Source organism: Pantoea sp. ARC270 (assembly GCF_003236725.1).
Lineage (GTDB): Bacteria > Pseudomonadota > Gammaproteobacteria > Enterobacterales > Enterobacteriaceae > Pantoea > Pantoea anthophila.
The window spans coordinates 36,239-49,829 of record NZ_PUGA01000026.1; the positions used below are offsets into that span (position 1 = coordinate 36,239).

The 13,591-nt window shown below is 50.3% G+C and carries 14 protein-coding genes and 1 other RNA gene; 9 read left to right on the top strand and 6 right to left on the bottom strand.

Going from position 1 to position 13,591, the window contains the following annotated elements; genetic code table 11:
- Nucleotides 1-105 precede the first annotated feature (105 nt).
- On the top strand, nucleotides 106-1,434 hold the full coding sequence (gene srmB, locus CKF42_RS12705) for an ATP-dependent RNA helicase SrmB (protein ID WP_111208332.1): 1,329 nt from the start codon (nucleotides 106-108) through the stop codon (nucleotides 1,432-1,434).
- Between the two features lie 217 nt (nucleotides 1,435-1,651).
- Here srmB and grcA read toward each other — a convergent pair whose 3' ends face one another.
- Entirely contained in the window at nucleotides 1,652-2,035 is a 384-nt protein-coding gene (grcA, locus tag CKF42_RS12710; RefSeq protein ID WP_009088643.1) for an autonomous glycyl radical cofactor GrcA, read from the bottom strand.
- Nucleotides 2,036-2,277: 242 nt separating this feature from the next.
- Here grcA and ung point away from each other — a divergent pair, with 242 nt between their 5' ends.
- Nucleotides 2,278-2,958 (top strand): uracil-DNA glycosylase, encoded by a 681-nt coding sequence (gene ung, locus CKF42_RS12715; RefSeq protein ID WP_111208333.1) that lies wholly within the window; start codon nucleotides 2,278-2,280, stop codon nucleotides 2,956-2,958.
- Between the two features lie 59 nt (nucleotides 2,959-3,017).
- On the opposite strand, the gene grpE is transcribed toward ung, so the two are convergent.
- Nucleotides 3,018-3,599, bottom strand: a complete 582-nt coding sequence (grpE, locus tag CKF42_RS12720) for a nucleotide exchange factor GrpE (RefSeq protein ID WP_009088632.1) — start codon at nucleotides 3,597-3,599, stop codon at nucleotides 3,018-3,020.
- A 122-nt stretch (nucleotides 3,600-3,721) separates the two neighbouring features.
- Here grpE and nadK point away from each other — a divergent pair, with 122 nt between their 5' ends.
- From nadK to bamE, 3 genes are all read left to right on the top strand, one after another.
- Complete coding sequence (gene nadK, locus CKF42_RS12730; RefSeq protein WP_009088631.1) at nucleotides 3,722-4,600, top strand: NAD(+) kinase; 879 nt, start codon at nucleotides 3,722-3,724, stop codon at nucleotides 4,598-4,600.
- Between the two features lie 84 nt (nucleotides 4,601-4,684).
- Nucleotides 4,685-6,346 (top strand): DNA repair protein RecN, encoded by a 1,662-nt coding sequence (gene recN, locus CKF42_RS12735; protein WP_111208334.1) that lies wholly within the window; start codon nucleotides 4,685-4,687, stop codon nucleotides 6,344-6,346.
- 185 nt (nucleotides 6,347-6,531) lie between these two features.
- The gene (bamE, locus tag CKF42_RS12740; RefSeq protein WP_009088629.1) at nucleotides 6,532-6,879 is read left to right on the top strand and encodes an outer membrane protein assembly factor BamE; all 348 of its coding nucleotides are present in this window, start codon (nucleotides 6,532-6,534) and stop codon (nucleotides 6,877-6,879) included.
- Nucleotides 6,880-6,968: 89 nt separating this feature from the next.
- On the opposite strand, the gene CKF42_RS12745 is transcribed toward bamE, so the two are convergent.
- A complete protein-coding gene (locus CKF42_RS12745; protein WP_009088628.1) occupies nucleotides 6,969-7,262 on the bottom strand; it encodes an RnfH family protein in 294 nt (97 codons plus the stop codon).
- The gene (locus CKF42_RS12750) at nucleotides 7,255-7,689 is read right to left on the bottom strand and encodes a type II toxin-antitoxin system RatA family toxin (RefSeq protein ID WP_009088627.1); all 435 of its coding nucleotides are present in this window, start codon (nucleotides 7,687-7,689) and stop codon (nucleotides 7,255-7,257) included. The genes CKF42_RS12745 and CKF42_RS12750 overlap by 8 nt, the downstream gene beginning before the upstream one ends.
- A gap of 158 nt (nucleotides 7,690-7,847) precedes the next feature.
- On the opposite strand from CKF42_RS12750, the gene smpB reads away from it, so the two are divergent.
- The 4 genes from smpB (at nucleotide 7,848) to CKF42_RS21075 (ending at nucleotide 10,754) form a co-directional block, all read left to right on the top strand.
- The gene (gene smpB, locus CKF42_RS12755) at nucleotides 7,848-8,330 is read left to right on the top strand and encodes an SsrA-binding protein SmpB (protein ID WP_009088626.1); all 483 of its coding nucleotides are present in this window, start codon (nucleotides 7,848-7,850) and stop codon (nucleotides 8,328-8,330) included.
- Nucleotides 8,331-8,373: 43 nt separating this feature from the next.
- Nucleotides 8,374-8,735: a transfer-messenger RNA gene (gene ssrA / locus CKF42_RS12760) on the top strand.
- A gap of 192 nt (nucleotides 8,736-8,927) precedes the next feature.
- Nucleotides 8,928-10,115: an integrase domain-containing protein gene (locus CKF42_RS12765; protein ID WP_111208335.1), complete on the top strand. Its 1,188-nt coding sequence runs from the start codon at nucleotides 8,928-8,930 to the stop codon at nucleotides 10,113-10,115.
- A gap of 66 nt (nucleotides 10,116-10,181) precedes the next feature.
- On the top strand, nucleotides 10,182-10,754 hold the full coding sequence (locus CKF42_RS21075; protein WP_146239938.1) for a hypothetical protein: 573 nt from the start codon (nucleotides 10,182-10,184) through the stop codon (nucleotides 10,752-10,754).
- Nucleotides 10,755-10,844: 90 nt separating this feature from the next.
- On the opposite strand, the gene CKF42_RS12770 is transcribed toward CKF42_RS21075, so the two are convergent.
- Together CKF42_RS12770 and CKF42_RS12775 are read right to left on the bottom strand one after the other, a co-directional pair.
- Entirely contained in the window at nucleotides 10,845-12,434 is a 1,590-nt protein-coding gene (locus CKF42_RS12770) for a hypothetical protein (RefSeq protein ID WP_146239939.1), read from the bottom strand.
- A gap of 332 nt (nucleotides 12,435-12,766) precedes the next feature.
- Complete coding sequence (locus tag CKF42_RS12775; RefSeq protein ID WP_111208337.1) at nucleotides 12,767-13,579, bottom strand: hypothetical protein; 813 nt, start codon at nucleotides 13,577-13,579, stop codon at nucleotides 12,767-12,769.
- Nucleotides 13,580-13,591: the final 12 nt, after the last annotated feature.

The following is a 13,591-nucleotide window of genomic DNA, read 5'->3' on the forward strand; positions in this document are numbered from 1 at the left end:
GAGGGAATTCACGCGGCAGACAACCCCAGGCGCAGCGGAAACGGATTAACAGATGAAGATTCAGTCTGATCTGTCTATAATCAGCGCCCCAAACTGAGGTAGACCATGACAGTAACCACATTTTCCGAACTCGAACTCGACGAAAGCCTGCTACAAGCGTTGCAGGAAAAAGGCTTCACGCGTCCAACAGTGATTCAGGCTGCTGCAATTCCGCCCGCGCTGGAGGGCCGCGACGTTCTGGGTTCGGCACCTACCGGGACCGGGAAAACCGCCGCCTATCTGTTACCGGCGCTGCAGCACCTGCTTGATTTTCCGCGCAAGAAATCTGGCCCGCCACGCATCCTGATTGTGACCCCGACCCGCGAACTGGCGATGCAGGTCGCCGAACACGCGCGTGAACTGGCGAAACATACCCATCTGGATATCGCGACCATCACGGGCGGCGTGGCCTACATGAACCACGCCGAAGTGTTCAGCGAAAACCAGGATATCGTGGTCGCGACCACCGGTCGCCTGCTGCAGTATATTAAAGAAGAGAACTTCGACTGCCGCGCTGTGGAAACGCTGGTGCTGGATGAAGCGGACCGTATGCTGGATATGGGCTTCGCCCAGGATATCGAAACCATCGCGGCTGAAACGCGCTGGCGCAAACAGACCCTGCTCTTCTCCGCCACGCTGGAAGGCGACAACATCCGCGATTTCGCCGAACGTCTGCTGAACGATCCGGTTGAGCTGGAAGCGGATCCGAGCCGTCGCGAGCGCAAAAAGATCCAGCAGTGGTACTACCGCGCTGACGATCTTGAGCACAAAACCAAACTACTGATCCATCTACTGAAGCAGCCGGAAGTGACACGCAGCATCGTGTTCGTGCGCAAGCGTGAGCGTCTGCATGAGCTGGTGAGCTGGCTGCACGAAGCGGGGATTCGCACCAGCTATCTGGAAGGCGAAATGGTGCAGGCGAAGCGTAACGAAGCGATCAAACGTCTGAGTGAAGGACGGGTGAACGTGCTGGTTGCCACCGACGTTGCGGCGCGCGGCATCGACGTTGAAGATGTCAGCCACGTCTTCAACTATGACATGACGCGCACCGCCGATACCTATCTGCACCGTATTGGCCGTACCGGTCGCGCCGGTCGTAAAGGCATCGCCATCTCGCTGGTCGAAGCGCACGATTACGTCCTGCTGGGTAAAATCACCCGCTACGTTAATGAGCCGATTAAAGCGCGCGTCATTGACGAACTGCGTCCGGTGACCCGCGCTCCAAGTGCGAAAACCACCGGCAAACCGTCGAAAAAGGTGCTGGCTAAGCGCGCAGAGAAGAAAGCGAGCGAAACTGAAAAACCCCGCGTGAAAAAACGCCATCGTGACGCCAAAAATATCGGCAAACGCCGTAAGGCAAGCGGCACCGCGTCCGCTAACGAGAATGCGGAATAAAACAGCGCTTAAACAAAAAAATCGCCTCTGATGAGGCGATTTTTTTTAGCTGACAGCTGTTAACAGCCTTTTCACACCATTTTACCTGCCTGATCGCGTTGCTGGCGATACTCACTGACCGGCTCGCTGTACATGACTCTCTATCTTGCTGATGATGCTGATAAAATATGCTGTGTGCGCTTTGCGTTTATTTTCAGCGTCCAATCACTCAGGCCACTTAAAGACTTTCGGTAAAAGTACGGGCAATCACGTCACGCTGCTGTTCAGGAGTCAGTGAGTTGAAGCGCACGGCATAGCCCGACACGCGGATGGTCAGCTGCGGGTAGTTTTCCGGGTGCTTCACCGCATCTTCCAGCGTTTCACGACGCAGCACGTTGACGTTCAGATGCTGACCGCCTTCAACACGCACCTGCGGTTTGATTTCTACCGGAACTTCACGATAAGCAAATTCGCCCAGCTCGCTGATAGCCACAACCTGGTCTTCTTCATAACCCCCGGCGGCACACAGGCAACGCGCCTGGGCTTTCTCTTCGTCCAGCAGCCAGAAGGAGTTCAGCAGGTTGGCATGGTTGGATTGAGTGATCTGGATTCCTGTGATCATCTTTGCATCTCCCGAATAATAGGTGAATAAATCAAATTTAAGGCTCCGGTATACCACCCATCCTTTCGACCGGCCTTGACCTGCATCAATCTTCACCCGGCGCTCCGTGGCCATTCAGGCTAACCCGTTGATCTGAAAATGCATTGCTTCTTAACTTTATTTGTATTTTTCAAATTTATTTTACCTTCAGCTGGGCGGCAGGAACGGCTAAGCTTACGGCACTAACGGAAAGGGAGTTGAACATGGCTGAAAAGCTGACCTGGCACGACGTGCTGGCTGAAGAGAAACAGAAACCCTATTTTGTCGAGACGCTGAAGCTGGTCGCCGATGAACGCGCTGCGGGGGTCACCGTCTATCCGCCGCAGAAAGATGTCTTTAATGCCTTTCGCCTGACGGAACTGGGCGACGTCAATGTCGTCATCCTCGGTCAGGACCCCTATCATGGCCCTCACCAGGCACACGGCCTGGCCTTCTCTGTGCTGCCAGGTGTTCAGGTGCCGCCATCCCTGCAAAATATCTATAAAGAGTTGCAGCAGGATATTCCGGGCTTTGAGAAACCCAGTCACGGCTTCCTGGAGAGCTGGGCGAAACAGGGTGTGATGCTGCTGAACACCGTTTTAACGGTCGAGGCGGGCAAAGCGCACTCCCATGCGCGATTCGGCTGGGAGACGTTTACCGATAATGTGATTGCAGCGATCAATCAGCATCGTGAAGGGGTGATTTTTCTGCTGTGGGGATCGCATGCCCAGAAGAAAGGCAGCATCATCGATCGCCAGCGCCATCATGTATTGCAGGCGCCGCACCCTTCGCCGCTCTCTGCGCATCGCGGCTTTTTCGGCAGCCACCATTTCTCAAAAACCAACGAACTGCTCAGCGCGGCCGGCAAAAAACCGGTGGACTGGACGCCGGTATTACCGGACTGACGCCAGAATGCACACGGCCGCGTCAGTGCGCGGCCGTGTAGCGGGATTCCGGTGCTGAATCAGCCTTTGGCTTTGGCAACGGCAACCATCGCCGGACGCAGCAGGCGACCATTCAGCGTATAACCACGCTGCATCACCAGCATGACATGGTTAGGCTCGAACTCTTCCGACTCCATCATCGACATCGCCTGATGCACTTCCGGGTTAAACGGCACGCCGGTTTCGCCGACCACTTCAACACCGAATTTACGCACGGCACCCAGCAGACCTTTCAGAGTCAGTTCAACCCCTTCGATCATAGGTGCCAGCTGTGAATCTTCTTTGTTCGCCACTTCCAGCGCGCGCTCAAGGCTGTCGATAACCGGCAGCAGTTCGTTGGCAAATTTCTCCAGCGCAAATTTGTGCGCCTTCTCAACGTCCATTTCCGCACGACGACGAATGTTTTCGACTTCAGCCTGCGCACGCAGCTGAGCATCACGCACGCCGGTCTGAGACTGCGCTAATTCAGCTTCGAGCTGAGCGATACGCTCATCACGCGGATCCACCTCTGCCGCTGTCTCCGCTTCCTGAGGTTGCTGCTGATCCTGCTGAATTTCGTCTGAGACTTGCTCGTTTGGGGTGTTCTGTTCTTTACTACTCATGAATTTCTCCGCGTTTTGCACATTCATTTCGCTGGTTGGCTTATTATGGGGATTGAAATAGCGGTTTCAAGGGAACCTGTCACATTGCCTTGCCGTTTTGGCTTATAAGGAACACCGACCAGATGAACAAACACTTTAACTGCATTGGTATTGTGGGTCATCCACGCCATCCCACCGCGCTAACCACGCATGAGATGCTCTGGCGCTGGCTGACAGCCAAAGGTTATCAAGTGATCGTCGAGCAACAGATTGCGCAGGAGCTGTCGCTTCACGATGTGCAGACCGGCACGCTGGCGGAGATTGGTCAGCAGGCCGATTTAGCGGTGGTGGTAGGCGGTGATGGCAACATGCTGGGGGCTGCACGGGTGCTGGCCCGTTACGACATCAAGGTGATTGGCATTAACCGCGGTAACCTGGGCTTTCTTACCGACCTCGACCCCGACAATGCGCAGCAGCAGCTGGATGAGGTGCTGCAGGGCAACTATTTTGTCGAGAGCCGCTTTCTGCTGGAAGCGCAGGTGTGCAAATCGGCCTGTTCGCCGCGCATCGGCACCGCCATCAACGAGGTGGTACTCCATCCCGGCAAAGTCGCGCACATGATCGAATTTGAGGTTTACATCGATGAGGTGTTCGCCTTTTCGCAGCGCTCTGACGGACTGATTATCTCCACCCCTACCGGCTCGACCGCCTACTCGCTCTCTGCGGGGGGCCCGATTCTGACACCGTCGCTGGAAGCGATCGTGCTGGTGCCAATGTTCCCGCATACGCTCTCGGCGCGGCCGCTGGTCATCAACAGCAGCAGCACCATCCGACTGCGCTTTTCGTCCCGCCGCAGCGACCTGGAAATCAGCTGCGACAGTCAGATCGCCCTGCCGATTCAGGAAGGCGAGGATGTTCTGATCCGGCGCAGCAATCATCACCTCAACCTGATTCACCCTAAAAACTACAGCTATTTCAATACGCTGAGCTCTAAGCTGGGCTGGTCAAAAAAATTGTTCTGAAAAGGGGTGCAGCCTCTTTACTGGATAAAAAACCAGTTTATACTGTATGAAAAACCATATGTGTTTATTCGTACAGGTGAACCTATGCTGGCCCAACTGACCATCAGTAATTTCGCTATCGTTCGTGAGCTCGACATTGATTTCCACCGCGGCATGACAGCCATCACGGGTGAAACCGGTGCCGGTAAGTCCATCGCGATTGATGCGCTGGGATTATGTCTTGGCGGTCGTGCTGACGCCGACATGGTGCGTCAGGGAGCCAGCCGGGCTGACCTGTGTGCCCGTTTCCAGCTTAAGGCCTCCCCTTCAGCCCAGCGCTGGCTGCTGGATAATCAGCTGGATGATGGCAACGAGTGTCTGCTGCGCCGGGTAATCAGCGCCGATGGCCGTTCGCGCGGCTTTATCAACGGCACTGCGGTCCCGCTCTCTCAGCTGCGCGACCTTGGTCAGCTGCTGATTCAGATCCACGGTCAGCATGCCCATCAGCTTCTGCTTAAACCCGATCACCAGAAACATCTGCTGGATGCCTATGTCGGTCATGATGATCTGCTGCAGCGCATGCGTGCCAGCTATCAGACCTGGCATCAGAGCTGCCGCACCCTGGCGCTGCATCAGCAGCAGGCGCAGGAGCGCGAAGCGCGCCGTGAACTGTTGCAGTATCAGCTTAAAGAGCTGAACGACTTTGCCCCGCAGCCGGGTGAATATGAGCAGATCGACGAAGAGTACAAGCGTCTGGCGAACAGCGGCCAGCTGCTGTCAACCAGCCAGCAGGCGCTGCAGATGCTCTCCGACAGTGATGACACCAATCTCAACAGCCTGCTCTACAGCGCCCGTGAGCTGATTTCTGAGCTGACCTCGCTGGATGAGAAGCTGAACGGCGTGCATAACCTGCTGGAAGAGGCGGCTATCCATATGAGCGAAGCGAGCGATGAGCTGCGTCACTACTGTGACAGCCTCGATCTGGACCCTAATCGCCTGTACGAACTGGAAAAACGAATTTCACGCCAAATTGCCCTGGCGCGTAAGCATCACGTCACGCCAGAAGCGCTGCCTGAACTGCATCGGCAGCTGCTGGATGAAGCGGAGCTGCTGTCACAGCACGAAAGCGATCAGGAGAGCCTGCAATCGCTGGTCGGTGAACACTATCAGGCGGCCCTTAAGAGCGCCGAAGAGCTTCATCAGCAGCGCAGCCACTTTGCAGATGAGCTGCAGCAGCTGATTACCCAGAGTATGCATCTGCTCTCAATGCCGCACGGCCAGTTTAAAATCGCCCTGACCTTTAACCCGGATCAGCTGACGGCTGATGGCGCAAGCCGCGTCGACTTCCAGGTCACCACTAACCCTGGTCAGCCGCTCCAGCCGCTGGGTAAAGTGGCCTCAGGCGGTGAGTTGTCACGTATCGCGCTGGCGATTCAGGTGATCACCGCGAAGAAAATGGAAACGCCGGCAATGATTTTCGATGAGGTTGATGTCGGCATCAGCGGCCCGACCGCCGCTGTCGTAGGTAAACTGCTGCGTCAGCTGGGTGAATCGACGCAGGTTATGTGTGTCACGCACCTGCCGCAGGTGGCCGGTTGCGGTCATCAGCACTTCTTTGTGAGCAAAGAGACCGACGGCGCAATGACTGAAACCCACATGCAGCCGCTGGACAAGCGGGCGCGCCTGCAGGAACTGGCACGACTGCTGGGCGGCAGCGAGGTCACCCGCAACACCCTGGCGAATGCAAAAGAACTTTTAGCCGCATAGCAGCGCACTTTTTTAACCTGACGGGGTCATATGCTTGCTCTGCAGAGGTTTCCAACAGCGAAAAGGTTTATTATCATCGGCACTTATGTCGCCAGAGTAATAAAGCCTGCCGCAGGCAGAGTTCAGATTTTGATGGCAATAAAATCGCCTGTTGAGGCGTTTGGCCCCGGAAAAGGAATGTATAGATGCGCTGTAAAACGCTGACTGCCGCGGCAGTGGTAATGTTGATGATGACCGCCGGATGTTCCACTTTAGAGCGCGTGGTCTACCGTCCTGATATCAACCAGGGCAACTATCTGGTTGCCAACGATGTGGCCAAGATCCATACCGGTATGACACAGCAGCAGGTGGCTTACACACTCGGCACGCCGATGATGAAAGACCCGTTTGGCAGCAACGTCTGGTATTACATCTTCCGTCAGGAACCCGGCCATGAGCGCGTCAAACAGCAGACGCTGACCCTGACCTTTGATGGCAACGGTGTGCTGACCAACATCGACAATAAGCCGAATCTCTCTCAGAACAGCGATTAATCACACGGCAGAGAGTCTGAAAAACAGGCAGCAAAAAGGCGCACCGAGCGCCTTTTTTTATGTCCGTTATCTGTAAAGCCAGACAGAACTTATTTTTTGCTCACCGCAGCCCGCTCTGCACGCTGGCGACGAAGCTCTTTAGGATCGGCAATCAGCGGACGATAAACCTCGATACGATCGCCCTCATTCACCTCGTCATCCAGCTTCACCGGCCGACTGTAGACGCCGACCTTGTTGCTGGCGAGGTCAATTTCGCGACGCAGCTCCAGTAACCCTGATTTTACGATGGCCTGTTCTACCGTGCTGCCCTGCTCCACTTTGACATAGAGCTGATACTGCTTTTCAGGCAACGCATAGACCACCTCAACGGTGATGTCAGGCACTGTAGACCTCTTTGGCGCGCTGGGTGAAAGCCTGCACCATGCTGTTGGCAAGCTCTTTGAAGATGCGTCCAAAGGCCATCTCTACCAGCATATTGGTGAATTCAAACTCCAGGCTTAATTCGACTTTGCAGGCGTCATCGCCCAGCGAGACGAACTTCCATCCGCCGGTCAGCTTACGGAACGGGCCGTCAACCAGCTGCATATGGATGCTCTGGTTATCCGTCAGGGTGTTACGGGTGGTAAAGGTTTTGCTGATACCCGCTTTCGAGACATCCACAGACGCCGTCATCTGATTCTCTGACGCATCCAGCACGCGGCTTCCGGTGCAACCCGGCAGGAATTGCGGATAGGCATCCACATCATTTACAAGTTTGTACATCTGCCCGGCACTAAACGGGACCAGTGCCGAACGACTAATCTGAGCCATAATGGTTCCTGTTCATCAAGAAACCGCTGAATAATAGCATTTTCAGCGATCAAACAAAAATGTCCCTGGTAAAGGGTGTGCTAGAATATCCCGTTTCCTGCTGCCCCGCTGGACTGGGGATGCGATAACCGACTAAGTGATGTAAAATACGCCTCATTATGACAAAGAAAAAAGCACACAAACCCGGTTCGGCCACTGTTGCCATGAACAAACGCGCCCGCCACGAATACTTCATCGAAGAGGAGTATGAAGCGGGATTATCGTTACAGGGATGGGAAGTTAAATCACTTCGTGCCGGTAAAGCCAACATCAGCGACAGCTATATTCTGCTGCGCGATGGCGAAGCGTTCCTGTTCGGTTCAACCTTTCAACCCTTAGCGGTTGCGTCCAGCCATGTGGTCTGTGACCCGACCCGTAACCGTAAGCTCCTGCTGAAGCAACGCGAACTCGACTCCCTCTATGGGCGCGTTAACCGCGAAGGTTACACCCTCGTGGCGCTGTCGCTTTACTGGAAGAACGCCTGGTGCAAACTGAAGATTGGTGTGGCACGAGGTAAGAAAGAGCACGACAAGCGCGACGACATCAAAGATCGTGAATGGAAATTAGACAAAGCCCGTATCATGAAGAATTCAGCGCGCTAAGCACTGGATTTTATGCTGTTTAATTGCTAATATTTGAAGTTCTGGGGCTGATTCTGGATTCGACGGGATTGTGAAGCCTTAGGAGCATGCCGAGGGGCGGTTTGCCTCGTAAAAAGCCGCAAAAAAATAGTCGCAAACGACGAAAACTACGCTTTAGCAGCTTAATAACCTGCTCTGAGCCCTCTCTCCCTAGCTTCCGCTCTTAAGACGGGGATCAAGAGAGGTCAAACCCAAAAGAGATCGCGTGGATGCCCTGCCTGGGGTTGAAGCGTTAAATCCAATCAGGCTAGTCTGTCAGTGGCGTGTCTGTTCGCAGCTGACCGGCGAATGTAAAAACTGACTAAGCATGTAGTGCCGACGGTGTAGTAATTTCGGACGCGGGTTCAACTCCCGCCAGCTCCACCAAAATTCTTCAAAGATGGTTCCAGTGCCATCCGCAGAAGTCCTGAAAGCCCGCATGGCACAAGCCCTGCGGGCTTTTTTGTGTCTGTAACCTTCCGAGACGATCCGCCTGAATCCAGTGATAATTGGTATACGTATTGGTATACGGTAAGATGTATCCTAAAAACGTATACCAATTTTCGTAGGAAAGCCCGTATGGCAAGGACAACACGCCCTTTAACCAACACTGAAGTGCTTCGCTCAAAAGCCACTGACAAAGATATAACCCTGCATGATGGCGACGGGCTTTTTATGGTTGTAAAAACCACTGGCAAGAAGCTCTGGCGTTTTCGCTACCAGCGGCCAGCAACAAAGCAGCGCACCATGATGGGCCTCGGTGCCTTCCCTGCCCTATCGCTGGCCGATGCCAGGCGTCTGCGTGCTGATTACCTCTGCTTACTCGCTAATGGTATTGACCCACAGACCCAGGCTGAAAAAGTCACAGAACAGCAGCAGATCGCCTTAGACAGTATTTTTTCAACTGTAGCCTTTAACTGGTTTACCTTGAAGCAAGCCAGCGTTACCCCGGATTACGCGAAGGATATCTGGCGTTCTCTTGAGAAAGATGTTTTCCCTGCCATTGGCGAGATTCCCGTGCAGGAAATCAAAGCCCGTAAGCTTGTAGAAGCACTTGAGCCGATTAAGGCCCGTGGTGCTCTTGAAACAGTACGCCGCTTGGTACAGCGTATTAACGAGATTATGATTTATGCTGTAAACACGGGTTTGATTGATGCAAATCCTGCTTCTGGGATCGGTATGGCTTTTGAAAAGCCTAAAAAGCAGAATATGCCAACACTGCGACCGGAAGAATTGCCGAAGCTTATGCGTTCTTTACAAATGTCTAACCTATCCGTTCCAACTCGGTGCCTAATTGAATGGCAGCTTTTAACCCTTGTGCGTCCTTCGGAGGCATCTGGTACACGATGGTTAGAGATCGATCTCAATGCTAAGCTTTGGATAATTCCAGCCGAACGTATGAAAGCTAAGCGCGAACACGTTGTTCCGTTATCAGCTCAAGCATTAGAAATTTTAAATATGATGATGCCCATGAGTGCTCATCGCGAACATGTATTTCCAAGCAGAAATGATCCTAAGCAATCGATGAACAGCCAAACTGCTAACGCAGCTTTGAAAAGGATAGGTTATGGCGGTAAGCTAGTAGCACATGGACTTCGTTCAATTGCTAGTACAGCCCTTAATGAACTGGAATTCAACTCCGACGTAATAGAAGCTGCGTTAGCTCATACTGAAAAAAATGAAGTAAGAAGGGCATACAACAGATCTACATACTTAGAGCAGAGAAAATTACTAATGAATACTTGGGGTAAAATAGTTAAGCCTTAATTAATTTTTTGAATTTTAATTAATTACTAATAACTTAACTTCGACTAAATCCCATAAGGAAAAAAAATGAATTTTTCAATCTGGACTCCATATCAAGCATTTTATATTCATAGTATGCTTTTCAACTGTCAATCTGCCATTATCTCAATTGATAAGCTTCATCATGCATTTGAAGAATGCAATCCAGTAAATAGCATTCACACATTATCGGCACATGAAATTTTAAATGAATTGCAAAACATCGTGCTTCAAGGTGCATCCTTGTCTAGATACTTTTGGCCAGTCCGTAAAGGATATTCTAATAGAGGGGAATTCCTTCGAAAAGCACTTAATGTTAATGAAAAAAGCCCTTTAAAAAGTAGAGAACTAAGAAATGCTATTGAGCATTTTGATGAAAGGCTCGATGAATATATTTCCACTGAAATAACTGGCATTATTCTTCCCGAGTTCGTTGGTAATAGACCTCAAAATGATGGAATTCCTGGACATTTCTTTCGCGCCTACTTTTTAGATTATGATGTTTTCAAGTTACTAGATACAGAATATGAAATGAATAGCTTAGTGTCTGAAATAATAAGATTAAACGAAATACTTACATCCCTTAATAACAATGGTGGCGTTTTTAAATATTCAACGTAAAAGCCTCAATGTCTCTCAATACTTATTTATAACTCAACCCAAAAATAGGTGGTTGTGATTTAGAAAAACCACAACCATATCATACTAAGACTAAGTTGACTTGACGTCTAGATGTTCTCCGCAGTAACCAATTACAACTTTGCTATGTTCTTTATCAATATAGAAGTGAACTCTTATCGTTTCACTTTTTGATCTAGCTGTGCCTATCCCAACATGTTGAAACATTTTGATTTTCTCTCCATTATATTCAAACTCTCGCATTTTTGATAAAACACTCGACTTCTCAACCGTTTCAGATTCATTTGCTGAATAAGCATCACCTAAAATATTTTTTGCAGTATTATCACCATTTTCTAAATATTCTTTTAAATATGAGGTGCAGAGTTTGTAAAGAAGGAAGATTAACCTATGCCCATGTTTAAATTTTGAGGATTCTCTTGCTGAAGAGTATGCAGTTTTTAATATAAAAACATTGCTAGGGATAAGTTTTTCAATAACATTCAAAACCGCTTCTGGGCTTAGGCGGTTACTGATCAAACTTATCAGGCCATCAATATCAATATCATTATTTTCATTATTAATTAAACTTTTTGAATCTTTAAGCCCAAATTTTAACCTATCATTATCTGATGCTAACTTTATATTTTCATTGGATAAATCACTAATATTCACCTCAAGCTCATCGATTTGCTTTAGATACTCTAGTTCCACTCCTTCAGCAGCCTCTTTAAACGATTCCAATTCAGTCAACGCTTCTTCGAGCAACTCTTCATACTGCTGACCTCCTTTCAGAACATTTAACCTTTCCCTAAAGGAAATATTATCATCACGCTGTCTCTTTGCTCGGACATTTGCTGGAGATAAATGTGACTTTTTCTTAAACCCATTAAAAGAATGTGTAATTATAGATAGAATATGATTGTTAACAAATATGCCTTTCTTATTCATCTCATCAATTTGCTTTGGCAAAATTAATTTCGTCCCAATATACCCAGAGGGATTAATTGGATAAATTATATTTATCGCCCCCCCCCATGATGAATAAGTTCTTCCTAAAAGGCGCTCCATTTCCCATGAATCTATTTTGCCACTTGTAGCGACAACTTGAGCCAAGCCGATAAGCTGCTCTTGAAGTTTTTCAGGTACTACAGGAAACCCCTTTTCACCCTCACTCAAAAAAACAAGTGGGTAGGTTCTATTATCCCTTGAAATCTCATGCATCAAATACTGGAAGTCACCGTATTGACTTTGTATATATTCTACTTTCAGACCAATAACATCATGATCAAATTCACAGTTTTTCTTCAAATAAGAAATGAGTGAAGGCCTTGTGGCTATTGGTTTCGAATCCACAAGTGTGCTTACATCACTAATTTCAAGTAATACCGAAACAAAAGTGTTTTCACCTTCTCTTTTAACACCAATTTCAGTTATCCACTGTCTTCCGGAAACATCTTTATCTGGATGTGTGTACATAACAGAATACAACTTAGGCTCAAATCTATCTGCAGTATAAGTTCTAACGTATGATCTCTCTACGTTCCATTCTCGACGCGATAGCAAATCTTCTGGTGAGATCTTAATTCTGGCAACTCTATTAAGCCAACCACAAATTGACCTAACTACACCAAAAAAACCATTTTCGCCAACACAATTAAAGGTATTAACATAAACTAACATAGGATTCCTCTATTAACATTTATTTTTAATTTATTATCAATGAGATAAGAAAAAACGTTCATTAGGATTTTTCTTATCACTTAATATACATAAATTTTTCTGTAACGAAAGCTGATTGCGCGCGCTCGTAGCCCCGCCACGCCTGCCCGCTTTATGCAGCGTTTTTCATGCACCTGCATGATTAGACCTGAGCCGCGCCGCTGCTGGCCTTTCCTGCCGTTCCGAGATACCGGAGATTCATGCGTTTTCATGCAGCATAGACATGCACTCACGCAGCGGACGTAAAAAAGCCCGGCACGGGCCGGGCTTCGGTGAGTTTCTGTGTCTGTGGCTCAGAAAAGTTTACGCTTGCGACGGTCGGTTCTGGCTCCCCGAAAAGGATGCGCACCGCTCACGCTCAGCACGTCATCACGGAACATCAGCGGCTGATTTACGCTCGTCCATCGCTTAATGAGGTTCTGAACATATACGCGGTACAGCGTGTCGGCATCGTTCGCGCCTTCGATAACGCCCGGTGCATGCGTTGAGCCATTCCGTTCAAACTGGCTGTACTTCATCCTGAGCAGGCTGCCCAGCTCTGCGCCGTGAATGATAAAGAAGTCATCAATCAGCGTATCAATGCGCTCATCCGTAATGCCCTCATGACAAAATACGTAAGCGTTAGCCTTGCGCCCGGTCACGTCTGCCAGCACCGGCAGCTGCTTTTCCTTTTCGGCAATCAGCCCGGCAAGGTCTGATGCCGTTTCCTGCTGCTCCAGATACTCCGCGCGCAGCGTCTTCATCTCCGGCGTGACGGTTCCGCCATTCTGTCCCAGCAGCTCACGGAAGCGTGCCCGGTTGTCCCGGCTTGCCTGCTCCATTTCGGCCTTACGCTGGCGCAGCCCGCTGAGATTTTCAGTGGTGGTCTTTTCAGTCTGTCTTGCCTCCAGCCAGGCCAGCATCTTTGTATTGAGGTCTTCAATACGCAACCGCCACTCAGAGGACAACCCCTTTACCAGCTCGGTGGTGTGGCTGATAACGTCGGCCTCGGGTAACCGGAGAAGCCATCCGGCTTCCTTAAGTGGGCGCTGTGCTCTGGCCTGCGCCGTACCGATACGGTTACCGGCGGCCTGAATCTGTTCGTCGGTCATCTGCTGCTGTGTCATGCTGTTTTTCCT